The organism is Flavobacterium sp. (assembly GCF_017744675.1).
Taxonomy (GTDB): Bacteria; Bacteroidota; Bacteroidia; order Flavobacteriales; family Flavobacteriaceae; genus Flavobacterium.
This window is the reverse complement of sequence record NZ_JAGIAV010000001.1, coordinates 12,448-37,268: the sequence shown is the minus strand read 5'-3', so window position 1 is coordinate 37,268 and position 24,821 is coordinate 12,448. Positions and strand designations below refer to the sequence as shown.

Here is a 24,821-nt window from a genome sequence, read left to right as displayed (position 1 = left end):
AATCAACAATTTGAATTGAATGACAGGAACCGTTTATAAATCTACAGGAAGCTGGTATACCGTAAAATCTGAAAATGGAGATTTTGTGGAATGCCGTATGAAAGGGAAATTCAGAATAAAAGGTATTAAAAGTACCAATCCTATTGCTGTAGGCGATATAGTCGATTATGAATTGGATGAAACTTCAGATGCCGTTACGGGAACGATTCATAATATTCACGAAAGGAAAAATTATATTGTTCGTAAATCGGTTAACTTGTCTAAGCAGATTCACATTATTGCTTCTAATATCGATCAGGTTTTCTTGTTGATTACAATTGATAATCCGCCTACAACTACCAGTTTTATTGATCGTTTTTTGGTTACCGCCGAGGCTTACGGAATTGAAGCAATCCTTGTTTTTAATAAAATTGATACTTTAACAGAACAGACTTTAGACGATCAGCTTTATCTGCAGCACATTTATTCTGAAATTGGATATAAATGCCTTCGAATTTCTTCGACAGAAAATAAAGGTGTTGACAAACTGAAAGAAATGATGATTGGTAAAGTGAGTATGTTTTCCGGACATTCTGGTGTTGGAAAATCAACTTTAGTAAATGCTCTTGAGCCGAGTCTCCATTTAAAAACTTCGATAATTTCAGAACAAAGCAAACAAGGTCAGCACACAACTACTTTTGCCGAAATGTACGATTTGTCTTTTGATGCCCGAATTATTGATACTCCAGGAATTAAAGGTTTCGGAATCGTAGATATGGAGCCATCAGAAATAAGCGGTTACTTTCCAGAATTTTTCAGACTGAAAGATCAATGTAAGTTTAACAACTGTTTACATAAAGAAGAACCTCATTGCGCCATAAAAGCAGCTCTCGAAAAAGATGAAATTGCTTGGTCACGTTACAATAGTTATCTCAAAATCCTAGAAGGAGACGAAGAACATTATCGTACCGATATTTATGGCGAAGATCGTGCGGCGAGTGATGAAACAAGGAAGTAAAAAAAATAAATTCCAATTTTTTTAAATTCCAAATTCCAATTTCAACCTTTGTCTAAAAAAACAAATACCAATTGAATCGTGCAACGTTTAGATTGTAGAGATGCACTGCATTGCATTTAACGCATCGTAAAAAATCTTTAAAATCCTTTAATCGGTGGCAATAAACCACAATTCTCATCATAATGAAAGTAGTAATCCAAAGAGTTTCAGAAGCATCCGTTACCGTAGAAGGCCGAAAAACAGCAGATATTAAAAAAGGTTTACTAGTATTAGTCGGGATAGAAGATGCTGATACGCAAGAGGATATTGATTGGCTTGCTGGGAAAATCGTAAAAATGAGAATTTTTGGAGACGAAAATGATGTGATGAACTGCTCTATTCAAGATATCGACGGCGATATTATTGTTGTAAGCCAGTTTACGCTTCATGCTTCAACTAAAAAAGGAAATCGTCCTTCTTACATAAAAGCTTCAAAACCAGACTTCGCAATTCCGACTTACGAGAAATTTGTTCAAGCAATAGAAAAAGAACTTGGAAAGAAAGTGCAAACGGGAATTTTTGGTGCCGATATGAAAGTCAGCCTGTTAAATGATGGTCCTGTTACTATTGTAATGGACAGTAAAAACAGGGAGTAAAATATTATTAAACATTTGTTAAGGATTTCGCAAAATAATATATATTTGGCGAAAATACCTACTAATGAAAAACCTCTTTATTGCATTATTTTTACTCACAACCTGCCTTAATTCATTTGCCCAAGAAAGTACTTACGCTATACTTTCTATTCCTGATAGTTTAAAACAGAATGCTAATACTGTTCTTCGTTTAGACCAAATGGATATTGTTATTGCTTCACAAAGAAGTATGAATATCAAAACTCAAAGAGTCGTTTCTGTTTTAAATGAAAAAGGCTTAAATAATATCGATGCCTTTCAGCATTACGATAAAACAACTTCCATAAAAAATATCGAAGCCGTTGTTTATGATGCATTAGGAAATGAGATAAAAAAAATCAAAAGAAAAGACTTTAGAGATCAAAGTGCTGTAGGAGGAAGTACTCTTTTTTCAGACAGCCGAGTTCTTTATTTAGACTATACTCCAATTTCATATCCTTTCACGATTGCTTACACAAGCGAAATTGAGACCTCGAATACAGCATTTATACCAAAATGGTATTTTATCGGAGGGTATAACGTGAGTGTAGAAAAATGCGTTCTCAATGTTACTTTTCCAAAAGGATTGGGCTTTAAGAAAAAAGAGTTCCAATTTGCTAACTTCAACATAAAGAAGACAGCGGATACCGATACCAATTTAAGCTATACGGCAACAAACATCGTTGCGCAAAAGCAAGAAGATCTTAGTCCTTCTCCTTCAGATCTTTTTCCTAAAGTTATGATGGGATTAGAAAACTTCCACTTAGAAGGAGTAGACGGAAATGCTACTACCTGGGAAGCATTCGGTAAATGGTATGGAGATAAAATCTTAACAGGTACAACTGTTTTGCCCGAAGAGACAAAAATAAAAATCAAAGCTCTTGTTGGAGATGAGAAAGATCCCGTAAAGAAAGCCAAAATAATTTATGATTATGTGCAGAAAAAATCTAGATATGTAAATATTGCGATTGGAATTGGAGGCTGGAAACCTATGCTAGCCAATGATGTTGATCGTTTAGGATACGGAGACTGCAAAGCTTTGTCTAATTATACAAAAGCACTTTTGCAGGTGGTAGATGTTCCATCATACAATACTATTTTATATGGAGATCGTTACAAAGAAGACATTCAGTCTGATTTTGTTTCGATGCAGGGAAATCACATGATTTTGGCAATTCCCAATAAAGATAATTTTATCTGGTTGGAATGTACGAGTCAAGACGATCCGTTTGGCTATCAAGGCACCTTTACCGATGATCGTGATGTTTTAGTTGTAAAACCAGAAGGTGGAGAAATTGTACGCACTAAAATTTACGATGACAAAGGAAATACGCAAGACGGTAAAGGAACTTATACGATTGACGAAAATGGCAACTTTTCAGGCATTTTAAAAATAGCTTCGCAAGGAAGTCGGTATGCTTCTAAATCTCGAGTGGAGAATATGCAACCCAATGAAAAAGAAGAGCACTACAAAGAGTATTGGGGTAATATTAACAATCTGAAATTGGGCAAAATTACTTTTACCAATGATAAGGAGAATATCCGTTTTACCGAAGATGTTCAGCTAAGTGCTGTAAATTACGGAGCACTTTCTGGAAACAAAATGATTTTTGTAGTAGATGCTTTCAATCAATATACAGGAAGTGTAAAGCGAATTAGAAATCGTAAAAATCCATTTCAAATTCAACGTGGTTATTTAGATACCGACGAAACTGAGATCAACCTTCCTGCTGGATATAACATCGAATTTGTGCCTTCAAATTATGAATTAAAAGGAAAGTTTGGCGAGTACAAAACCGAAATCATAAAAAAAGACAATAATAAATTGACTTATAAAAGGTCTATGTTTCTTAATAAAGGAAAATATTCGAACAAAGAATATGATGAATACCGCTTGTTTATGGAACAAGTTTCTAGAAATGATAACGCCAAAATAATATTGACCAAAAACTAACCAATTATAACCTAAAATAAACCAAAAATTACCAATGAAAATTATTAAACTATTTAGTCTGTCTGTGATTTTATTAATCGCTCCCAAAGCGGTTTCACAGGAATTTAAATTAGGAAAAGTTTCTGTTGCAGAATTAGAGCAGAAAGTGCATCCGAAAGATACTTCTGCAGTAGCGGCAGTTCTTTATAAGAAAGGAGTGTCTAGAATGGAGTTTGATCAAAATGATGGTTTTTATATGATGACCGATGTAGAAACCCGTATTAAAATTTACAAAAAAGAAGGTTACGACTGGGCCAACCAGCAAGTTTGGTACCGAAACACTACAAACTTAAAAGAACGTGTATTTTTTTCAGATGCAGTTACTTACAATTTGGTTAATGGCAAAATAGAAAAAACCAAATTAAAAAGTGATGGAACTTTTGATGAAATTATTTCTAAATATAGAGGCCAAAAAAAGATTGCAATGCCAAATGTAAAAGAAGGATCTGTAATCGAATTTCGCTATACCATAAAATGTCCAAATCCAGGAATAATTCGTGATTGGGATTTTCAAATGTCAATACCTGTAAATTATTCTGAACTAAAAGTGGCGTACCCAGAATATTATGTTTTTAAACCAAGACAAAAAGGATACATTTTTCCAAAATTTACAACTTTAAAGAATCCTAAATCGATAACTATAAATAGTAAAGAAAGAAGTTCAGGACGTGTTTCTCAAACTGAATTTTCTTCAGATAAAATAGATTATATAGAGACAGAAGTGACTTATGTTGCACAAGATTTTCCGGCTTTGAAAGATGAGAACTATGTAAATAACATTGACAACTATACTTCTAGCATTCAGCATGAATTGTCATTGACTCATTTTCCAAATAGTCCAATGAAAGAATATTCTACAGATTGGAATTCGGTTGTAAAAACAATCTACGAATATGATGATTTTGGTCCTGAGTTGAACAAAACAGGATATTTTGAAGACGATTTGAAGAAGGTTCTAGCTGGACTAAATGGGCAGGATGAAAGAATTTTGGCTATTTTAAATTACGTAAAAGCTAACATCAAATGGAATAGCTACACAGGTTATAGCTGTGATAATGGGGTTAAAAAAGCGTATAAAGAAAAAACGGGAAATATCGCTGATATCAATTTGATGCTTACAGCAATGCTTCGTTATTCAGGCCTAACAGCAAATCCAGTTTTAGTAAGCACACGTTCTAACGGAATTGCATTATTTCCAAATAGAAACGCTTTTGACTATGTGATTGCCGCTGTCGAAACGCCAAACGGATATATTTTATTAGATGCAACCGATAAATATTCAATTCCAAACGTTCTTCCTTTTAGAACATTAAATTGGCTTGGAAGATTAATCAGAAAAGACGGTTCTTCTGAAGAAATAGATTTAATGCCTAAAAAGACATCTAATGATTTTGTTTTTATGAACTATGATATTAGTCCTGAAGGAAAAGTTACAGGAAAAACAAGAAGACAATGCACCGATTACAATGCAATGATTAGCAGAGGAAACTTCGAAAAACTTAAAGAAGAAGAATATTTGGAGAAATTAGAAAATAACTATGGTAAAATTGAAGTAAGCGAATATTCTAGAACAAACGAAAAAGAGTTGCTTTCTCCAACCATTGAAACTTATTCATTTACAGGAAACGATTTGTGTGAAATGATTGGCGGAAAAATTTATGTGAGTCCAATGTTGTTTTTTACTCAAAACAAAAATCCATTTAAGCAGGAATCACGCGAGTATCCAGTAGATTTCGGATATCCGTTTATGGATAAATACAATATCACAATTAAAATTCCAGAGGGTTTTGCTGTAGAAACATTGCCAGCAGCTGTTGCTTATAGCATGGAAAATAACTTGGGCAGCTTCAAGTTTAATATCGCGGCAAATGACAATGTTTTGCAATTGATGATCATTAATCAGATTAATGAAGCTATTGTGAATACAGAACAATATGAAATGCTTAAAGAATACTACAAAGGAATGATCGCAAAAGAAACAGAAAAAATTGTTTTAAAAAGAATATAGTAAAATTAAGTTTGCCTTATTTTTGCCTAAAAATAGAATCATGGATTTAAAAAATGCACAGCTAGCTGTTGATACTTGGATAAAAGAACACGGAGTTCGTTACTTTAACGAATTGACCAATATGGCACAGCTTACAGAAGAAGTTGGCGAGGTTGCCAGAATCATTGCGCGCCGTTACGGAGAACAATCTGAAAAAGAAAGCGATAAAAACAAAGATTTAGGAGAAGAATTGGCAGATGTTGTTTTTGTTGTACTGTGTTTAGCTAATCAAACAGGAATCGATTTGCAGGCTGCTTTTGACAAAAAAATGGATCTAAAATCGGTTAGAGATAAAGATCGCCATAAAAACAATGATAAATTGAAATAATTGTGAAATATCAATGGTGAATTTTGATTTACGGGCAAGGAGTGGTAAATTGCGCGATCGAATTTAGAAACTCGTAATTCGCTAATCCTATTTACTATCATGAATTTAAAATTAAGCACGAATTCACAATTCACCATTGATAATTCGCAACTAAATATTACCGGTTCTAAAAGTGAAACGAACCGTTTACTGTTATTAAAAGCATTATTCCCAAATATTACTTTAGCCAATACGTCAAACTCAGACGACAGCGAAGTAATGCAAAAAGCGCTGGTTGGAAATGATGAAATTGTAGATATTCACCACGCGGGAACAGCAATGCGTTTCTTAACGGCTTATTTTTCGGTTAACGAAGGCAGAGAAGTAGTCTTGACAGGTTCTAACAGAATGCAGGAACGTCCGATTAAAATTTTGGTTGAAGCTTTAGCGCAATTAGGTGTTGAGATTTCATACGAAAAACAAGAAGGATATCCGCCAATTCGAATTAAAGGAAAAAAAGTTACCGCTTCAAAAGTAACTTTGGCAGCCAATGTGAGTAGCCAATATATTTCGGCACTTTTATTAGTGGCTTCAAAACTAGATAACGGTTTAGAGCTTACTTTAGAAGGAGAGATTACTTCAATTCCGTATATCAAAATGACTTTGGCTTTGCTTAATGATCTTGATATTAAAACAAGTTTTGAAGGAAATGTAATCAAAGTATTCCCTAAAGAAGCAGTTGAAAGTAAAGAAATGGTGGTAGAATCAGATTGGAGTTCGGCTTCTTATTTCTTTAGTCTTGTTGCTTTGTCAGATGCAGCAAAAATTACGTTAAGCAGTTATAAAGAAAACAGCCTTCAAGGAGATTCAGAATTAGTTTCGCTGTATGAAAAAATGGGAGTGAAAACAACTTTCCAAAACAATAAAATGACTTTAGAGAAAGTTGCTGGATTCAACTACGAAGATGTGAATTTCGAATTGAATAATACACCAGATATTGCTCAAACTATCGTAGTGACTTGTTTAGGTTTAGGAATCGGATGCCATTTAACAGGACTTCATACTTTAAAAATTAAAGAAACAGATCGTTTAGAAGCTTTAAGAATTGAGTTGACAAAATTGGGAGCTAATATTTCTGTGACCAATGACAGCTTGACTTTATTGCGTTCTGGAGCTATTAATCATGATGTGCATATTGCAACATACAACGATCACCGTATGGCAATGGCATTTGCTCCCTTAGCAATCAAAGTGCCAATTATTATTGACGATGCAGAAGTAGTTTCAAAATCGTACCCAGATTTCTGGAATGATTTAAAAGCGTTAAACTTCCAGATCTCAGAATTATAATTTTTTTTGAACCATATAAGTTATATAAGTTCATTTAATTAAAGCTTAACGCAATGTTTATAAAATATAGCCTCTGGTTTCAACCAGAGGTTTTTTTTATGGATTAGTTTTAATCGCAAAGTAAACCCGACAGGTTTTTAAAACCTGTCGGGTTTAAACATTACGTCAATATTCCCGTTTTAAATGAACTTATATGACTTATATGGTTAAAAAGATAGTTTTAATGGTCTTTCAAGCCTCAGTAAATCAAGGACTTTTGAAAATAATAGCCAAAACACTTGACAACGCCTATCTCACAATCGTATATTTGCAATCGATTTAAAATTTTAGATAAGTAAATCTAAAATCTACACGCTAAAATCTACAATTCAAATATGAAATTATCACACTTCAATTTCAACTTACCGAAAGAACTTTTGGCTGAATTCCCAGCAGAAAATAGAGATGAATCTCGTTTAATGGTAATTGACCGTAAAAAAAATACTATCGAACATAAAATGTTTAAAGACGTAATCAACTATTTTGATGACGGAGACGTTTTAATTCTAAATAATACAAAAGTTTTCCCTGCGCGTTTGTACGGAAACAAAGAAAAAACAGGAGCTAGAATTGAAGTTTTCTTATTAAGAGAATTAAATTCTGAGCAACGTTTATGGGACGTTTTAGTAGATCCAGCTAGAAAAATCCGTATTGGTAACAAACTTTATTTTGGTGATGACGATTCATTAGTTGCTGAGGTAATTGACAATACAACTTCTCGTGGTAGAACTTTACGTTTCTTGTACGACGGATCTTACGAAGAATTCAGAAACAAATTGACAGAACTTGGAGAAACTCCAATTCCTAAATACATCAACAGAGAGGTTACTCCAGAAGATGCTGAAAGATACCAAACGATCTACGCAAAAGAAGAAGGAGCTGTAGCGGCACCAACTGCTGGTTTACACTTCTCTAAACACCTTTTGAAAAAATTAGAAATCAAAGGAGTGAACTTTGCTGAGGTAACTTTACACGTTGGTTTAGGAACTTTTAACCCAGTTGAGGTTGAAGATTTGTCTAAACACAAAATGGATTCTGAAGAATTGATCATCACACAAAAAGCTTGTGATATTGTAAATGAAGGAAAAGCAAAGAAAAAACGTATTTGTGCTGTTGGAACAACTTCTATGCGTGCAATTGAAAGTTCAGTTTCTTCTGCTAATACTTTAAATCCTTACGAAGGATGGACAAATAAGTTTATTTTCCCTCCTCACGATTTCAGTATTGCAAACTGTATGATTACAAACTTCCACACACCAAAATCAACATTATTAATGATGATTTCTGCTTTCTGTGGACACGATTTAATGAAAAAAGCATACGAAGAAGCAATCAAAGAAGGGTACAAATTCTACTCTTACGGAGATGCAATGTTAATTCTTTAATCGGAATTAATTTTCAATATAAGAACCCGATAGTTTTTAAGAACTGTCGGGTTTTCTGGTTTTTAATGGTTTCAAGTTTCATGTTCCAAGTTTCATGTTTTACATTCTTTGTGAAATTTTTTACCGCAAAGTTCGCAAAGATTTCATTTTGCAAAGATTATGCAGATTAATATAGATTTAAAAATCCCCTTAATCTTTTAATCTGTGGCTAACTTTTCATATGTCATTTCGCAATATATTCAGAACATAGCCCAAGGTTTCAACCTTGGGTACACAAAGATTGGAACACGATACGTGTCCAAGGTTGAAACCTTGGGCTATGTTTTATATAGAGCTCACAAAAATGTTTTTAAGACAAAGCTTTGCGAACTTAATAATAGCTTCTGCTTAAGTCTCGCATTTAAAATTTCTTAGCGAACTTTGCGATAAATCAAGTACAGAATATCAACATGAAACTTGAAACTTGAAACCTGAAACAAAACAAACAAAATTTGTTATTTTAGCAAGCAAAATAAAAAACAATGATTTTTCAAAATACACGCGAATTTGCACGAGAGCTAGATTCGAAAGACGCATTAAAACAGTATCAAGAACAATTTATCTTTCCTAAAGTAAATGATAAACGAGTTATCTATTTTACAGGAAATTCATTAGGCTTACAGCCAAAACGCACCAAAGCTTATGTTGATGAAGTAATGAACGATTGGGCCGAATTGGCAGTTGAAGGTCATTTTTATGCCGAAAAACCATGGTGGGATTATCAAGAAAGATTTGCCGAACCGTTGAGCAAAATTGTTGGCGCGCTTCCGTCAGAAGTTACGGTGATGAATACTTTGACTGTAAATCTTCATTTGCTGATGGTTTCTTTCTATCAGCCAACAAAAACACGTTATAAAATTATCTGCGAAGAAAAAGCTTTCCCGTCAGATCAATATATGTTTCAGAGTCAGGTAAATTTTCACGGTTACAAACCTGAAGATGCTATTGTAGAAATCAAACGTAGAGAAGGAGAGCACAATATTCGCTTAGAAGATATTTTAGCAAAAATAGAAGAAGTTGGCGATGAGTTGGCTTTGGTTTTAATTGGCGGAGTTAACTATTACACAGGACAAGTTTTTGATATTAAAACTATAACTGCTGCTGGACAAAAAGCAGGAGCAAAAGTAGGCTGGGACTTAGCGCACGCCGTTGGAAATATTAAACTAGAACTTCACGATTGGAATGTAGATTTTGCCGCTTGGTGCAGTTATAAATATATGAATTCGGGTCCAGGAAATGCTTCTGGATGTTTCGTTCACGAAAAACATCATAATTCAAATCTGCCAAGATTTGCAGGATGGTGGGGACATAATAAAGAACGCCGTTTTAAAATGGAACCCAACTTCGATCCGGTTCATGGTGCAGATGGCTGGCAGATTAGTAATCTTCCTGTTTTATCTCTAGCGCCATATTTGGCTTCTGTAGAAATGTTTGCTGAGGTGGGCATGGATGCTTTAATCGCAAAACGTGATCATATTACTTCTTATCTAGAATTTGTGCTTCACGAAATTGATAAAGAAGTAGAAAGTACTTTTGAAATCATCACACCTTCAAATCCAGAAGAAAGAGCTTCGCAATTATCTGTGTTTTTGCACGGAGAAGGAAGAGCCTTATTTGATTATTTAATGAAAAACGGAGTAATTACAGATTGGCGTGAACCAAACGTGATTCGTCTGGCACCAGTTCCGTTATATTGCTCTTATGAAGATATGTATGACTTCGGACAAATTCTGAAAAAAGGAATTTTAGGGAAATAGAAAATAATCTCTCGCAAAGGCGCTAAGCGCAATTTTTTTGAACCATATAAGTAATATAAGATATTTAAGTTTTTTCTTAATTGAACTTATATTACTTATATGGTTGTTTTTTATTAAACCTTGCGTCTTAGCGACTTTGCGAGATTTTTTTTTGGGCGGAGATAATGGTAAAACTGGCATGAAAGAATATTCCTTAGCGTAATTTTATAAACTTTCAAAAAAATTCTGTAACAACTATCCTAACAGATATTGCTTATTTTGTAATGTATAATTCTAAAATTACAAGATCATGAAAGGCTTATATATTTTATTGACCGTGATATTTTTAACTTCTTGCCAACAGCAAAACAAAGAAGATATAAATAAAGCCAAACAAGCCAGCATTGATTCAATGAAAGTTGAGATTAACAAACAGCGAGTTATCGATTCAATGAAGACAGAAATGGCCAAATTAAACGAAGAAAAGATCGAAGCTCAAAAAGAGAAAGTCGTTGTTGTGCATCAGCAAGACGCAACAGCCGCTGCACCTGCTAAAAAGAAAGGTTGGAGTGCAACTGCTAAAGGTGCTGTCATTGGTGCGGGAGTAGGTGCTGCCACTGGAGCAATTGTCAGTAAGAAAAAAGGCGAAGGTGCTATTATTGGTGGTTTAGCCGGTGCTGCAGTCGGAACGGGAACTGGAGCTGTTATTGATAGCAAAAACAAGAAAAAAGAATAATTTTCTATAAATAAAAACAAACCCCAAATTAGAAATAATTTGGGGTTTTCAATTTTAAACCAACTCTGAAACGGGAATTTTTATACCAACTAATTCTGATTTACAAGAATCGAGTTGATTTAAGTCGCCTTTAAAGACTGTCGTCGATTCAAATAAATTTTTATAATACTCAATTCCATCTAAGAGATTAGATTTAAAAGAATTCCATTTTTTAAGCTGAGCCGTTGTAAATTCTCCAGAAACAGATTGAATTTCGTTTCTAAAGTATTCAATATACATTTTAAGCTCTTTTATAAACAAGTTTGGGCGTTCGGTTCTAATAATCGATTTGCCGTGATAAATATGATGAATCATATCTTTCAGAGAAACTTCCTGATCAAAATACGCCAAGTTTGGTCCTGGGCAAATTACAACACCTTGCGCTTGGCCTTTTACTTTTATATCATTTTCCAGATACGAAGCATTGGCTAAACCAACACACAAACATGATTTTTCGGTAATTTTGATTTTGCTTTTTTCAAATTCGTCAATAGATAAAGAATCTTTTTTTGCTTCTAATTCTTCCAGTTTTATATCCTGATATTTTTTAGAAGCTGTACAAATTCCGTGCGGGTCGTATTCTTTGCTCAACGCTAAAAATTTCTTTGGGCAAGAACTACCGGCTTTATTTTCATGAATTCGTTTTTGCTTTAAGAATTCATTTGTAGTTCCTTTCAAAGTATTAAACGGAATTCCCAAAGGTGAAATATTACTTAAGTAAAAATCATCTTCTTTGGCTTTCATCAATAAATTGCGAGTTTCTTGGTCTACAGAAGTAGCTTCGGGAACCAATAAAAACGGAGAACCCCAACCCACAGAATCAACATTGTATTTGTCTAATAAAAACTCATGTTCTGCCGCCGTTCCAACGCCACCTTGAACGGTAATTTTTAATTCTAAAGGATTTTTTGGAAAATGCTGATTTTTTGCCCGTAAAGCTTTAATCATTAATTCGTGGGCAGATTGTATCAGTTGCTCTTTTTTCTGCTTGAATTCCTCTAAAATAGTGCCCAAAAGTAATCCGTCAGTTGCAAAGGCATGCCCACCGCAGTTTAGTCCCGACTCAATTCGATATTCAGAAACCCAAAGCCCTTTTTTAGCCAAGAAATTGCCCTGAATCATGGCCGATCTAAAATCGCTAACTTTCAAGATAATTTTTTTCTTCAGCTCATCATTTTCATTCGGAAAAAAATCTTTGAAGTTTTCGAAATATCCAAACAATCTCGGATTCATTCCTGCAGAAAGTACAATAGAAGATTCTAGATTACTTTTGGCAAAACCTCTTAAAGCAGCGTGAGCATCATTAAATTCAATCGGAAGTTGTTCATTTTTAATGAAATTATCTTTGTCTAATTTCGTCATGATGTTCACGTCGATTTCTCCTGGAAAAAGATGCGATTCGATATAATTCTGAATGTTTTCTTTAAAAGCAATTCCATCATCCAGTAAATTTTGAAATCCTTTTTTAATATCAGACGTATTTGGCAGCATCGACATAAAATTTTCTAAAGCGGTTTTGCTTTCTGCCAATTCTGTTTTGAAGTTTTCAAATTTTTCTTTTACAATTTTATCGACTAAATTTAAATAAGAGGTAATTCTTTCAGCACGGTAATCATGAAATTTTTGAGTAATCTCTTCGTATGGAATGTTGAATTTCGTGCTGTAAAAATTACGCATCTTTTCAATCAAATCATCATCGGCAAGAGCAATAACTGATGAAATTCCGTACTGCGCCACACGAATCGGACTGTCTATGGTATAAGCCAATCCCATTACCGGAATATGAAAAGTATGCAGATTTTTGTTTGTCATTTGTATTCGGATTAAAATAGAAACAAATGAAAAAAAATATTTTCTCCTAAAACCTGATAAATGTCAGGTTCGGCATTGGGGAGATGTTTTTCCGCCACGAATTCACGAATTTTATTCTTTTAATTTGTGTAATTTGAATTAAATTGCCAAAAAGATTTGAGCTAATTCGTGAATTGCTTCGCCATTTCGCTGTCGCTCGGGTTTTGGCGAAAAAAAAAACTAAATCAAAATCTTCTTCAAAGATTCTACAATACTTCTCCACGATTTTTATTCTTTCAATTTGTGTAATTTGATTTAAATAACGACAAAGATTTGAGCTAATTCGTGAATTCGTGGCGAAAAAAAATTATATCAAAATCTTCTTCAAAGACTCCGCAATACTTCTCCATAAAAGATTGTAGAATGATCTGTCTTGAAGTCGTTCGACTTCGATTTCTGCGGTTTTGGCTCCGTCTTTTGAATCGTTTTTAACTAATAAATTGGCGACGGCCGTTTTAAGTTTGGCTTCTTTTTCAGGCTTTTTCTTTTGGTATAATTTCACTTTGAGATCATCATAATCTAAAGAAGCATTTCCTTTTGAACCATTATCGTTTCCGTAGAAATTAAAACGATATTTATGAAAAGTCCCAGTAAAGGTAGTGTTGATATAGGGTTTCGTGAATCTTGTCATTCCTTGCACATTAAAATTAGAAATCACACCTTGAATATGAAATCCGTCACTTTTATCCAAAACATTAAAACTCCAATCGACATCGAGAGGAGAGCTTTTCATGAAAATGCATTTGACTTTGATTTTCACATCATTCGTTTTTTTCAAACCAAAACCGCTTCTCAAATTAGTTGCCTGTAGATTGAATTTATCAAAAGTTAAAACTCCTGGTCCTTTAGAAAAGTCGAGTTCTTCTTCGTAAACCAATTTGGATTTCAAAACCTGCAAAGTGTCGATTTGAAGCGGAAATTTCAAGTTTCGCAATAAATGATTGTAAAGGTATTTTTTGCTCGGATCATCCTTCAACATTTTTCCGCGGTAAATATTGGCATCAAAATGATTAATGACCAAAGAATTTGCTTTAAAATAGAATTGATTGTTTTTAAAACCCCAATCCATTTTTGCAACCTGAGCAGAGTCGAATTTTAAATGGTAAATATCTTTTTCTTTGTCTAGACGTTTTACAAAATCATATCGCTCAAATTGAGGCAGATTAGAGAAATTATTAATCTTTAAAAAATTCTTTTCGGTACTAATTTTTCCAATGTTGATGTAGTAAAAACCATTGGGTCTGTAAAATAAACTATCGCAAACGAGCGCATATTTTTCATATCGAAGAGGAATTTTTTCTTTCAGTGTAGCATCGGTAATTAAAATGCCTTCTAGTTTTAAAAGGATTTTTTTAATGCTGAAAATAGGTTTTTCGGTGTCTAAAGAAACCACATCAACCGATCCTTCGTTGAGGTAAATATTAGAAACGGCAATAATTTTTCGAAACGGATCAACAATTTCTTTTTCGATGCTTTTGCTATTATTGATTAATTTTTCGCCTTTTTTATATAAAATAATTTTCGGCTTATTAATAATAATACTTTCTGCCTGAATGATATCCCGAAAAGCCAAATCCCAAATATTGAAATGTTTTATAGTGATGGATTCGATTTTTGAGAAAAGTCCATTTTTGCTGTCTTTAGGTGCATTTTTCGGACTTACCAATAAAGTCTGTGCATTGATATTTCTGGAAAAAAGAGAGACTTCAATTTTTTCGTAATTGATATTGTAAGCGGTTTTGTTTTTTTCGTGAATAATAATCGGAAGCTGTTTTTTTATCCAGTAATTCAAACCAATATTGGCAAGAATTACAATGGCAAGCAGAGAAATTACTGCAATCGCTATTTTTTTATAGATTGACATTTATAGTATTAATTTTAAATACATAAATTTAGACTTTTAAAGAGTGTTTTCTTTTATAAGATTTTAGAGAAAAATTATATCATTTTGAATTTTATCCTTTTTTAAAATATGAGAATAATTAAAAAAATCCTGCTGGCACTGCTGGTTCTTATTGTGATACTTGCGATTGGTTTGTGCGCTTATATTTTTCATTTAAAGCCGAAATATGAAGGTTCATTAGAACTAAAAAATCTCGAGAAGGAAACGACAGTCTATTTTGACGATTTTGGAGTTCCCCATATTTATGCAGATTCTGAAAAAGATGCTATGACTGCACTTGGTTATGTTCATGCACAGGAGAGACTATGGCAAATGGAGTTGTTGCGCCGAATTGCTCCTGGACGCTTGTCTGAAATTTTTGGCGGCGTTGCGCTAAAAAATGATAAGTTTTTTGCTGGAATCGGAATTGAAGAAGCTTCGGCAAAAGCCATTGCAAAATTGGATAAAAACAGTGAAAGCTATAAATTGACTCAAGCGTATCTGGACGGAATTAACCAATATTTGGAGGAAGGAGTAACGCCAATAGAATTTACTTTGGTTGGCGTAAAAAAACAAAAATTTACGATAAAAGACGTGTATAATATTTTCGGATATATGTCTTTCAGCTTTGCGATGGCGCAGAAAACAGATCCGTTGTTGAGTGATATAAAAAATAAATATGGTGTTGCTTATTTGAAAGATTTAGGCATTGAAGGAGAATTCAATAACACCAGAATTAAAATCTCGAAAGAGAAAACCGAAGAATATACAGAGATTTCAAAATCTATTTCAGCAATGTTGGATCAATCTCCGATTCCGCCATTTGTTGGAAGTAACAGCTGGGTTGTTGGTCCACATAAATCGAAAACAGGAAAAGTTATTTTTGCCAATGATCCGCATATCGGATTTTCGCAGCCAGCAACTTGGTACGAAGCTCATTTGGTAACACCACAACACGAATTGTACGGCTGTTATTTGGCTGGAACTCCGTTTCCGCTTTTGGCGCACAATAGAGATTATGCTTATGGCTTGACTATGTTTGAAAATGATGATATCGATTTTTACCAAGAAAAAAATAAGGCAGATGATACTTCTCAATATCAGACGCCAACAGGTTTCAGCAAATATGAAATCAGAAAAAAAACGATAAAAGTAAAAGATTCTTCAGATGTTGTGTTGACAGTTAAAATTACGCGTCACGGACCAATTATGAATGATTTTATAGATCGTTTAGATAAGAAAAATCCAATTGCGATGTCTTGGACATACACAAGAGAACCAATCTTAATTCTAGATGCTGCTTATGGACTTTCGCATGCTACAAATACAACCGACTTTAAAAAAGCTGTTTCTTTAATTGCTGCGCCAGGACTAAATGTAATGTATGGCGATGCAAAAGGAAATGTAGGCTGGTGGGCGAGTGGTAAATTGTACCGACACAATGAAGGCGTTAATACGCATTTGATTTTAGACGGCATAAGCGGAAAAGATGATATTACCAAGTTTTTAGATTTCGAACAAAATCCATCAGCCGAAAATCCGTCATGGGGATATGTTTATTCTGCCAATAATCAGCCAGAAGCTATAGACAATGGATATTTGTATCCAGGATATTATCTGCCAGAAGATCGCGCTAAGAGAATTTCGGGAATTCTAGATGCCAAATCAGATTGGGATAAAGAAGCTATCAGTAAAATGATTTATGATAATACTTCTGATGTTGCGGTTGAAACGACCAAAAACTTAATGGCAAGTTTAGATAATAAACCGCTTTCTAATAACGAAAAAGAGGTTTTGGGAGTTTTAAAATCTTGGAAGGGCACCACCAATCTTGAAGATGTTGCTCCAACGATTTACAACAAATGGATTTATTTGTATCTAAAAAATACTTTTGAAGATGAAATGGGAAAAGATAATTTTAATTTGTTTTTAGGAATTTCTCTTGGAAAACAAGTTATCGCCAATCAGATAAAAAATGAAAATTCGGTTTGGTGGGATAATTTCAAAACCAAAAATGTAAAAGAAACGAGAACCGATGTTATTTCAAAATCGTTTCATGATGCAGTTGTTGCTTTACAAAATCAGTTAGGGCAAAATATTTCAGATTGGAATTGGGGGAAAGTGCATACTGTAGAACATGAACATCCATTAGGGAAAGTGGCTGCGCTTCGTAGATTATTCAATGTTGGGCCATTTAATTCGCCAGGTTCAAATGAAGTAATCAATAATTTATTCTTTGGATTTAATGACGAAGGAAAATACTATGTTAAAGGCGGACCTTCAACCAGAAGAGTAATTGATTTTGCTGATGTAGAAAATAGTTGGAGCATTTTGCCAACAGGTCAATCTGGAAATCCTTTTAGCAAACATTACAGCGATCAAGCCGAAATGTACAACGCAGGAAAGTTCAGAAAAATGAAACTAAACAAAGAAGAAATCATAAAGACTTCTACAAAGTTGGTTTTGAAACCGAAAAAATAGTTTTTGTTTCAAGTTTCAGGTTTCAGGTTTCAAGTTATTGCAGTTAGTGTAATCTTTGTCAAAGTTTGAAACTTTGACAAAGAAAAGCTTAGGGCCTTAGCATCTTAGCAACTCAGAACCTTACTTAAAAACATATTTCCCTTTCACAATATCATCAGCAAAAATGCTCAGATTATTAATAAGTACTTTGTTGTTAGTCATGACATTTTTGGTCTGATAGGCAGTGTCTTTTTCGTAAGCTTTCAATAAAGTTTCCAGTTCTACTTCGTCAAAAACAACGAAGCTATTGTAAATGGCATCCCTGAAATTTTTATAATTGATGCTTTGCGTAATTTCCATAGCTTTTTGCTCGTTCCAGCCTTCTTTTGCCGAAGCTTCGTTTATTTTAGATAAGCAAAAATCAATTACATAGTTTTTATAATTGGTAGCTTCTACAATTTTGTCGATTATAATTTTGTTTTGCTGGGTTGGCATTAACGGCTGATTGTTTTGCGATGCAGCTTTAGAAGAAATTAAAAAGCATAATAATGCCAGTAAACTGTAATTTTTTAGATTTTTCATAGGTTATTCAGTTGTTATGGGAAAAGCTAAAATAGTATTTTAGAAAAATAATTTCCCAAATTTGAATGTCCTAAGTTGTAACAAAAAACTCCGATAAAATAGACTTTGCGTCTACCTTATCAGAGTCGTTTTTTAAAGTTTTCTAAAAAAATCTCGATTTATTTCTTAGAAAGTTCTTCTAATACTTTTTTACCGTTTTCATTTGTCGGATCCAATTCAACCGATTTTTTATAATTCGCAATCGCCAATTTTTTGTCTCCGTCTGCCAAATAAGCTTCGCCCAAACTATCATAAACATTTCCAGATTTAGGGAAAGCTTCTACATTGATTTTGAAAACTTCAATAGCTTCTTTCTTTTTTCCTGTTTGAAGCAATTGATATCCAACTTGATTCATATCGTTTTCTTTAATGGCATATGTTGGATCATTTTTTAGCTTTTTAAAAGCATCAGTTCCTGCAACGGCACCTTTTTCTGCGTAAACATCTAATAAGTCAAGAGCTAATGATTTTTTCGGCTGATTAAAAGGCTGATTGTATAAAATATTACGAATTGCAGTATTCATTTCGCCCAAAATAGTTCCTCCAGTATTGTTCAGTAAAACAATAAGGTTTTTGTCTGCAGGAATGCGGGAAATGACAGTATTAAATCCGTTGATGCCTCCGCCATGTTCAATAATAGTTAATTTATCGTTTCCGTTTGGTACCTCATAAGTCGACCATCCGTATCCGTAAAAACCATCCCAAGCTTTGATATAAGGTTTGTATAAAGATTCCGTACTTTTTGCAGAAAGCAATTTATTGGCGTAAAGAGCCTGATCCCATAAGTACAAATCTTCTACAGTAGAATACAAAGATCCTGCAGCATACGGAATGCTCATATCAATGTAAGAAGCATTGACAATTTTCTTTCCTTCTTTCTCATAACCGGCAGCTCTGTTTTTTATAATTAAATCACTGTGATCGTAGCCAGAATTAACCATTTTTAGCGGTGTGAAAATGGTTTCCTGCAAATTCTGCTTATATGTTTTTCCTGTGATTTTTTCGATAATATAGCCTAGCAAGAAATAACCCGAATTGCTGTAATTGAACTTTTCGCCAGGAGTAAATTCAAGCGGCAAACTCCAAAATGTCTTTATAAAAGCTTCCGGAGTATAAGGATTTTTTGCTTTGTCTCTCAGGAAATTAGGCGTATTAGTATAATTTGGAATTCCAGAAGTGTGAGTCAGCAAATGATGAATCGTGATTTTGCTGCCATTTTCTTTCGGATAATCTGGAAGATAAGTCGTAATAGGAACATCTAGTTTTATTTTTCCTTCTTCAGCTAATTTTACAATTAAAAGCGCTGTAAACTGTTTGCTGATAGAACCCAATCTGAATTTGGTGTCTGGCTGATTCGGAATGTCCCATTCCATATTAGCAGAGCCAAAACCTTTTTTGAAGATTACCTTTCCGTTTTCGGCTACCAAAGCAGAACCATTAAATTGTCCATATTCGTTGTATTTGCTTAAAAGCTGTTCAATTTGTTTCGCTTTGTCTTGCGCAAAAGTGCTGAATGCTGAAAGTTGAAAAGCAACAAAGAGTGCAATAAGTTTGATGGATTTTTTCATAATGGATTGATTTGGTTTTAAGATTAATGAAATGATTCGTTTTTTGATTGATGATTGAAACTTTGGTAACAAAAAGATATTCAGAAAGTTAAATCGAAAGTACGATTTTTTAATGAAATAAATTGATGCTCTTAAAATCTTAGACGATTGATTCTCGATTTGGTTTCACGAATAATCCATTTTTTTTAGAATATAAAAAAGCAGAGCATAAACCATAACTTTAAAAGTAGGCCTATGCTCATAACTAACAAATATTTTTGAGTACTATTAAGCTGTTAAAACTTTACTGATATATAGTAATAGAAGGATGAATAATTTTAACATGTTTTCAGATTAACGTTAATATCCGATTGAAGTGGAAATCATTTGGTTTCGATATCGACTATTTTTCTGCCATTTTCTCCAAGATAATGAACTACAATGTTTTCATAGATTTTATAACCATCATCTACATTTGTAAAAATGACTAAACCTTGTTTTGTTTTTGGAAGTAAAATAAAAATAGTCTGAACACCTTGGTCTGCGCCACCGTGAGAAAGAGCGTAGTTGCCATTTCCTAGGTCATAAATTTCAAAGCCTAAACCAAAATATTTGTTCTTTTTGGTCTGAACTTGATGGGAACTCATTTCTTCGAAAACCTTTTTACTTAACCCTTCGCCATTTATAACACTCGATAAAAAATTGCTATAATCTTCAATAGTAGTCAATAAGTCATCAGCTGCATTTGCAGATTTGTTTTTGGTTGGTTCGTAAGCATTTCCGTCTTTGTCATAATTAACCGCATACCTCGAAAGATCAATTTTATCATTCCAGATTAATTGAGAGTCAGTCATTTTCAACGGTTCAAAAACCAATTCTGCCGCCAATTGATCCAATGATTTATGGAATTTTTTCTCCAAAGCTCTTCGCAGATATTCAAAACCTTCTCCAGAATATTGGTATTGTGTTCCTGGCTTAAACTTAAAATCCAATTTTTTAGACTCGTTGAGAGACCCCCAGTTTGGGAAACCGGTTTGATGACTCAGAATAATTCTAGTTGTCAATAATTTATGATTCGGATCTTTAGCAATGTCTGGATCAATCCAATATTTATCTAGTGGTTCGTCCAGATTCCATTTTCCTTGAGAAACCAATTTCAGGGTGATTATGGCGGTCACAGGTTTTGTTAGCGAAGCAACATTCCAAATCGTATTATAAGGAGCAGACACGTCTCTTTTTAATTTGCCAAAAGTCTTGATTTGTTTCAGTTTTCCATCTGAAATAATACCCAATCCTAAAGCTGGAATATTATTTTGTTTTAGCCATTTTTCAGTTTCTTGATCATTGTCAAAAAGGTTCGTGATGCCTGCTGTAGAACTTGTCATTTGATGATTGTAGCTTAACGATCTTGCTAGTTTCCAATCTTTATTTTTTAGAAGCCAAAGATGTGTGAATTTGGCAAAGCTTCCTGCCTGTTCAGTATTTCCAGCAGAACTTTCGTAAAAACGATGTGTTCCCATTTGAATCGCGCCATACAAAGTTCCATTTTTGTATAAAGGATAAATTTCGGTGCTTCCATCAATTAATTCTCTGCGATAATTATATTTTCTGGTGGGAGAACAGATGCCGCTTTTAAAAGTTTTTAGAAATCGCGCTTTATCCGAAATGCTGTCTTTATCATGATAAAACTCAAAATCTTCAGTATATAAGTTTTCGAATTGAGTGATATCGCAAGTATTAAAACCAATATTAAAAAGAAGACTGTCCTTTGCCATAATGGTTTTGTACAATTGCGAGCCTTTTTCTTCTTGAGAAAATCCAGATTGGATTTGAAAAAGTAAAATTCCAACCAAAATAATTTTGAATTGAAACGAAATGCGATTGATAATTTTCATGTTGATGATTGATTGATGATTATTGATTCCGCAATAGTAGTTCAATCGATAGTGTCAAAATTGTACAAAAGCGAAAATTTATCTTTTTTGTGAAAGAAAATACAAATCAGGATTGAACATTTTGGGAGTTGTTTTGGTCACATCTTTAAACTTTCTGATAAAATGCGATTGATCGAAATACTTGTTGTAAAGTGCAATTTCTGTTAGGCTTAGTTTTCCTAAATCGGCATTGAGCATTTGATCAACCGATTTTCTGAATTTTAAAATCTGAATATATTTTTTGATGGTAAGTCCGGTAGCGGTTTTAAATTTCATTTGAAGCAAACGCTGCGAAGAATTTAATAGCTTGCTTATTTCCGAAACCGAAATCTCATCTTCGTGAAGCCTTATTACTTCGCAGATTTTTTCAATTGTATTTTCTTTCGAATTTAAATTAGATAATCCTTCAAAGTAAACATTAATAATTTGTAATAAGGTTTCAATATCAAATGGAATCTCGACTTTAAAAGGCAACTCAGCAGCATCAATTTTGATAATCGAATCGGAAAAATTGCTCAAATCATATTTCAGAAACATAGAAAGTGTCCAAGCGTGGAGCTGTATTATGGTAATTTTTGTTTTTGGCCGAATATTCACCAGAACCTTATTGGTCATTTGAGAGCAGAAGTAAATTCCGTTATTCATTTCATATTTATTTTGGCTCGTATGAACTTCAATTGAATTGCCGCTCACAATTGCCAAATTAAAACAGCCATTTGGTAGAACCAGTTTGTTTTCAATTACACTTTCGCCAATACTATTATCCAGACACCAGATTTTATTGACAAACCGCTCCGATTTTTGACTAACGTAATGTTCTGAGTATAGTTGCATTTTTGAGTTAACTGAATAGTATTTTAAAATCTTAAATTATAGACTAAATTAAGATTTTTTCAATTACTATTAAATATATAGGAACTCGCCAAAATATTCTTTTTTAGTTTTTTTCCATTCTTCTGATATAATGCTAAAGTAAACATCGGTTTTACTTTTTCCTTCAGAATCGACGTAATTATTTCTAAAAAAACCTTCTTTTATAGCCCCTAATTTTTTAATGGCTTTTTGGGATCTTATATTTTCAAAGTCTGCACTGAATTGTATTCTTCTAAATTGAATTTGTTCGAACCCAAAATTCAAGAGCTCAAATTTGCATGCTTGGTTTAATCCTGTTCCCTGAAATGCTTTTCCGTACCAAGTCCATCCAATTTCGCATTTTTGGCTTGCGTGATTTAAATAGCCATAACGGGTACTTCCGGCAACTTTATTGGTCGCTTTATCAATAATTAGGAACGGATAACAAATTCCGTCTGTTTTTTGTTTTAGTGTACTTTTTATATAGTTTTCGAAATCTTGATCACTTCGAATATACATTCCCATATATTTCCAGATCTCATCATCAAAAATAATTTCTTTGAGTTCTATATTTCTTTGACTTTCAAAAGGAATCAAAAGTACTTTTTCGTTTTCTAATATAATATCTGATTGTAAAATTTCGCTATTCATAAAATTTTTATTTAACTAATGAAGTAAATCTTAAGCAAAGCTAATTGTTTAATTTCTGTAAATAAATCAAATAAAATAACAATTTGTTATAATTTTAAAACAGTGAAAATTCCAATAATTCTTTCGAATCACTATTTGCAAACAATTTGTTCATTTATTTTACAGCTCATGTACAATTATTAGTTATTTTTACGACCCAATATTAGATTATCCCTCGATGCAAACTTCATTAAAAATTGCTGTTGTTGGTTCAGGACTTGTAGGGTCACTTCTGGCAATTTATCTTAAAAAAGCGGGTCATGCTGTACATGTTTATGATCGTAGCCCCGATATTCGAAAAATAAATTTTTCTGGACGTTCTATTAACTTAGCAATGTCCAACCGTGGCTGGAAAGCTTTAGATGCAGTTGGCGTTGGTGATTCAGTTCGAGAAATCGCAATTCCGATGGATAAGCGCGCCATTCATTTGGTCGATAAATTGAATTTTCAAAACTACGGTCAGGAAGGAGAATCTATTTATTCTATTTCGAGAGGAAAACTAAACAGAAAAATGATCGATCTTGCCGAAGAAGCTGGAGCCGAGTTTCATTTTGAACAGAAAGTTTGGGACGTTACTTTGAACGATGCAACGCTTCACATTGGAGAAAGCGAAAGAGGTGAGTGGGAAGAAAGAAAATTCGATATGGTTTTTGGTGCCGATGGCGCTTTTTCGAGAATCCGACACAGAATGCAGCGTCAGAGCATGTTCAATTATTCTCAGGAATTCTTGAATATGGGATATAAAGAATTGAATATTCCAGCAAATCCAGACGGAACGCATAAATTGGATAAAAATTCATTTCATATTTGGCCAAGGGGCGAGTACATGTTAATTGCGCTTCCTAATCTTGATGGAAGTTTTACCTGTACCTTATTTATGCCTTTTGAAGGAAATAATTCGTTTGAATCATTAACAGATCGCAAAATGGTTGAAGATTTCTTTGAGAAAAACTTCCCAGATTCGATTGAGGTAATTCCAGAATTAGCAAATGATTTCTTTAAAAATCCGACAAGTACTTTGGTAACCATGAAATGCTTTCCTTGGACTTACGAAAACAAAATTGCCCTTATTGGAGACGCTTGTCATGCCATAGTTCCGTTTTACGGACAAGGAATGAATGCGGGTTTTGAAGATATCACCGTTTTGAGTGAAATGATTGAAAAGTACCAAGACGACTGGAAAAAAATATTTACCGAATATCAAATCTCCAGAAAACCAAATGCAGATGCCATTGCAGAGCTTTCTTATCGAAATTTCTTAGAGATGAGCACCAAAACAGCAGATGAAAAATTCTTGCTGCAAAAGAAAATAGAAAAGGTTTTCTCAGACAAACATCCAGATAAATGGATTCCGCTTTACAGCCGAGTTACTTTCAGCGATCGTCCGTATGCTGAAGCCTTAGCAATCGGAGATTATCAAAATGTAATTATGGAAGAAGTTCTTCGTATGGAAAATATAGAAAACATTTGGGATGGCCCAGAAGTAGAAAACAAAATTTTAGCTTTGTTAGAAAAGGCCTAATTTTTTACCATATAAGTTATATAAGTAAATATAACTTTTCTTAAATAGAAAACCCGACAGGTTTTTAAAACCTGTCGGGTTTATTTTTTTAAGACAAGTTCAGTATACCTATATTAAATGAACTTATATGACTTACATGGT

The 24,821-nt window shown here is 33.6% G+C and carries 18 protein-coding genes; 11 read left to right on the top strand and 7 right to left on the bottom strand.

Annotation, left to right across the window (positions count from 1 at the left end; genetic code table 11):
* The first annotated feature begins 19 nt into the window (after positions 1-19).
* The 9 genes from rsgA to J7574_RS00120 all read left to right on the top strand — a co-directional run bounded on the left by rsgA (position 20) and on the right by J7574_RS00120 (position 11,282).
* A complete protein-coding gene (gene rsgA, locus J7574_RS00160; RefSeq protein ID WP_290962701.1) occupies positions 20-997 on the top strand; it encodes a ribosome small subunit-dependent GTPase A in 978 nt (325 codons plus the stop codon).
* 182 nt (positions 998-1,179) lie between these two features.
* Complete coding sequence (gene dtd, locus J7574_RS00155) at positions 1,180-1,632, top strand: D-aminoacyl-tRNA deacylase (RefSeq protein ID WP_290962699.1); 453 nt, start codon at positions 1,180-1,182, stop codon at positions 1,630-1,632.
* Between the two features lie 64 nt (positions 1,633-1,696).
* Entirely contained in the window at positions 1,697-3,604 is a 1,908-nt protein-coding gene (locus J7574_RS00150) for a DUF3857 domain-containing protein (protein ID WP_290962697.1), read from the top strand.
* Between the two features lie 34 nt (positions 3,605-3,638).
* Positions 3,639-5,651 carry a DUF3857 domain-containing protein gene (locus J7574_RS00145; RefSeq protein ID WP_290962696.1) on the top strand — a complete coding sequence of 671 codons (2,013 nt, stop codon included), beginning with the start codon at positions 3,639-3,641 and terminating at the stop codon, positions 5,649-5,651.
* A gap of 40 nt (positions 5,652-5,691) precedes the next feature.
* Positions 5,692-6,018, top strand: coding sequence for a nucleotide pyrophosphohydrolase (locus J7574_RS00140; protein WP_008465007.1), 327 nt, complete (start codon positions 5,692-5,694; stop codon positions 6,016-6,018).
* Between the two features lie 99 nt (positions 6,019-6,117).
* Positions 6,118-7,347 (top strand): 3-phosphoshikimate 1-carboxyvinyltransferase, encoded by a 1,230-nt coding sequence (locus tag J7574_RS00135; protein ID WP_290962693.1) that lies wholly within the window; start codon positions 6,118-6,120, stop codon positions 7,345-7,347.
* Between the two features lie 374 nt (positions 7,348-7,721).
* On the top strand, positions 7,722-8,771 hold the full coding sequence (gene queA / locus J7574_RS00130; protein WP_290962691.1) for a tRNA preQ1(34) S-adenosylmethionine ribosyltransferase-isomerase QueA: 1,050 nt from the start codon (positions 7,722-7,724) through the stop codon (positions 8,769-8,771).
* 521 nt (positions 8,772-9,292) lie between these two features.
* Positions 9,293-10,567 (top strand): kynureninase, encoded by a 1,275-nt coding sequence (kynU, locus tag J7574_RS00125; RefSeq protein ID WP_290962689.1) that lies wholly within the window; start codon positions 9,293-9,295, stop codon positions 10,565-10,567.
* A gap of 289 nt (positions 10,568-10,856) precedes the next feature.
* Positions 10,857-11,282 (top strand): YMGG-like glycine zipper-containing protein, encoded by a 426-nt coding sequence (locus J7574_RS00120; protein WP_290962687.1) that lies wholly within the window; start codon positions 10,857-10,859, stop codon positions 11,280-11,282.
* A gap of 54 nt (positions 11,283-11,336) precedes the next feature.
* On the opposite strand, the gene J7574_RS00115 is transcribed toward J7574_RS00120, so the two are convergent.
* Positions 11,337-13,133, bottom strand: coding sequence for a hypothetical protein (locus tag J7574_RS00115; RefSeq protein ID WP_290962685.1), 1,797 nt, complete (start codon positions 13,131-13,133; stop codon positions 11,337-11,339).
* A gap of 346 nt (positions 13,134-13,479) precedes the next feature.
* Positions 13,480-15,036: a hypothetical protein gene (locus tag J7574_RS00110; protein WP_290962683.1), complete on the bottom strand. Its 1,557-nt coding sequence runs from the start codon at positions 15,034-15,036 to the stop codon at positions 13,480-13,482.
* A gap of 108 nt (positions 15,037-15,144) precedes the next feature.
* On the opposite strand from J7574_RS00110, the gene J7574_RS00105 reads away from it, so the two are divergent.
* A complete protein-coding gene (locus tag J7574_RS00105; protein WP_290962681.1) occupies positions 15,145-17,535 on the top strand; it encodes a penicillin acylase family protein in 2,391 nt (796 codons plus the stop codon).
* Between the two features lie 120 nt (positions 17,536-17,655).
* Here the strand turns inward: J7574_RS00105 and J7574_RS00100 are convergent, their stop codons facing one another.
* The 5 genes from J7574_RS00100 to J7574_RS00080 form a co-directional block, all read right to left on the bottom strand.
* Positions 17,656-18,096 (bottom strand): hypothetical protein, encoded by a 441-nt coding sequence (locus J7574_RS00100; RefSeq protein ID WP_290962679.1) that lies wholly within the window; start codon positions 18,094-18,096, stop codon positions 17,656-17,658.
* Positions 18,097-18,254: 158 nt separating this feature from the next.
* Entirely contained in the window at positions 18,255-19,703 is a 1,449-nt protein-coding gene (locus J7574_RS00095) for a serine hydrolase (protein WP_290962677.1), read from the bottom strand.
* 362 nt (positions 19,704-20,065) lie between these two features.
* Entirely contained in the window at positions 20,066-21,577 is a 1,512-nt protein-coding gene (locus J7574_RS00090; protein WP_290962675.1) for a class A beta-lactamase-related serine hydrolase, read from the bottom strand.
* Between the two features lie 78 nt (positions 21,578-21,655).
* Positions 21,656-22,450, bottom strand: coding sequence for an AraC family transcriptional regulator (locus tag J7574_RS00085; RefSeq protein ID WP_290962673.1), 795 nt, complete (start codon positions 22,448-22,450; stop codon positions 21,656-21,658).
* A 69-nt stretch (positions 22,451-22,519) separates the two neighbouring features.
* A complete protein-coding gene (locus tag J7574_RS00080) occupies positions 22,520-23,119 on the bottom strand; it encodes a GNAT family protein (RefSeq protein ID WP_290962672.1) in 600 nt (199 codons plus the stop codon).
* Positions 23,120-23,336: 217 nt separating this feature from the next.
* On the opposite strand from J7574_RS00080, the gene J7574_RS00075 reads away from it, so the two are divergent.
* Positions 23,337-24,680: an NAD(P)/FAD-dependent oxidoreductase gene (locus J7574_RS00075; RefSeq protein ID WP_290962670.1), complete on the top strand. Its 1,344-nt coding sequence runs from the start codon at positions 23,337-23,339 to the stop codon at positions 24,678-24,680.
* Positions 24,681-24,821: the final 141 nt, after the last annotated feature.

Bases quoted from the DNA above. Each gene is read 5' to 3' on its own strand.
- J7574_RS00095 (WP_290962677.1), bottom strand. From the start codon at position 19,703: ATGAAAAAATCCATCAAACTTATTGCACTCTTTGTTGCTTTTCAACTT.
- J7574_RS00120 (WP_290962687.1), top strand. From the start codon at position 10,857: ATGAAAGGCTTATATATTTTATTGACCGTGATATTTTTAACTTCTTGC.
- J7574_RS00100 (WP_290962679.1), bottom strand. From the start codon at position 18,096: ATGAAAAATCTAAAAAATTACAGTTTACTGGCATTATTATGCTTTTTA.
- queA (WP_290962691.1), top strand. From the start codon at position 7,722: ATGAAATTATCACACTTCAATTTCAACTTACCGAAAGAACTTTTGGCT.
- J7574_RS00090 (WP_290962675.1), bottom strand. From the start codon at position 21,577: ATGAAAATTATCAATCGCATTTCGTTTCAATTCAAAATTATTTTGGTT.
- J7574_RS00135 (WP_290962693.1), top strand. From the start codon at position 6,118: ATGAATTTAAAATTAAGCACGAATTCACAATTCACCATTGATAATTCG.
- J7574_RS00105 (WP_290962681.1), top strand. From the start codon at position 15,145: ATGAGAATAATTAAAAAAATCCTGCTGGCACTGCTGGTTCTTATTGTG.
- J7574_RS00080 (WP_290962672.1), bottom strand. From the start codon at position 23,119: ATGAATAGCGAAATTTTACAATCAGATATTATATTAGAAAACGAAAAA.
- J7574_RS00075 (WP_290962670.1), top strand. From the start codon at position 23,337: ATGCAAACTTCATTAAAAATTGCTGTTGTTGGTTCAGGACTTGTAGGG.
- J7574_RS00140 (WP_008465007.1), top strand. From the start codon at position 5,692: ATGGATTTAAAAAATGCACAGCTAGCTGTTGATACTTGGATAAAAGAA.
- J7574_RS00150 (WP_290962697.1), top strand. From the start codon at position 1,697: ATGAAAAACCTCTTTATTGCATTATTTTTACTCACAACCTGCCTTAAT.
- J7574_RS00145 (WP_290962696.1), top strand. From the start codon at position 3,639: ATGAAAATTATTAAACTATTTAGTCTGTCTGTGATTTTATTAATCGCT.
- J7574_RS00110 (WP_290962683.1), bottom strand. From the start codon at position 15,036: ATGTCAATCTATAAAAAAATAGCGATTGCAGTAATTTCTCTGCTTGCC.
- J7574_RS00085 (WP_290962673.1), bottom strand. From the start codon at position 22,450: ATGCAACTATACTCAGAACATTACGTTAGTCAAAAATCGGAGCGGTTT.
- dtd (WP_290962699.1), top strand. From the start codon at position 1,180: ATGAAAGTAGTAATCCAAAGAGTTTCAGAAGCATCCGTTACCGTAGAA.
- rsgA (WP_290962701.1), top strand. From the start codon at position 20: ATGACAGGAACCGTTTATAAATCTACAGGAAGCTGGTATACCGTAAAA.
- J7574_RS00115 (WP_290962685.1), bottom strand. From the start codon at position 13,133: ATGACAAACAAAAATCTGCATACTTTTCATATTCCGGTAATGGGATTG.
- kynU (WP_290962689.1), top strand. From the start codon at position 9,293: ATGATTTTTCAAAATACACGCGAATTTGCACGAGAGCTAGATTCGAAA.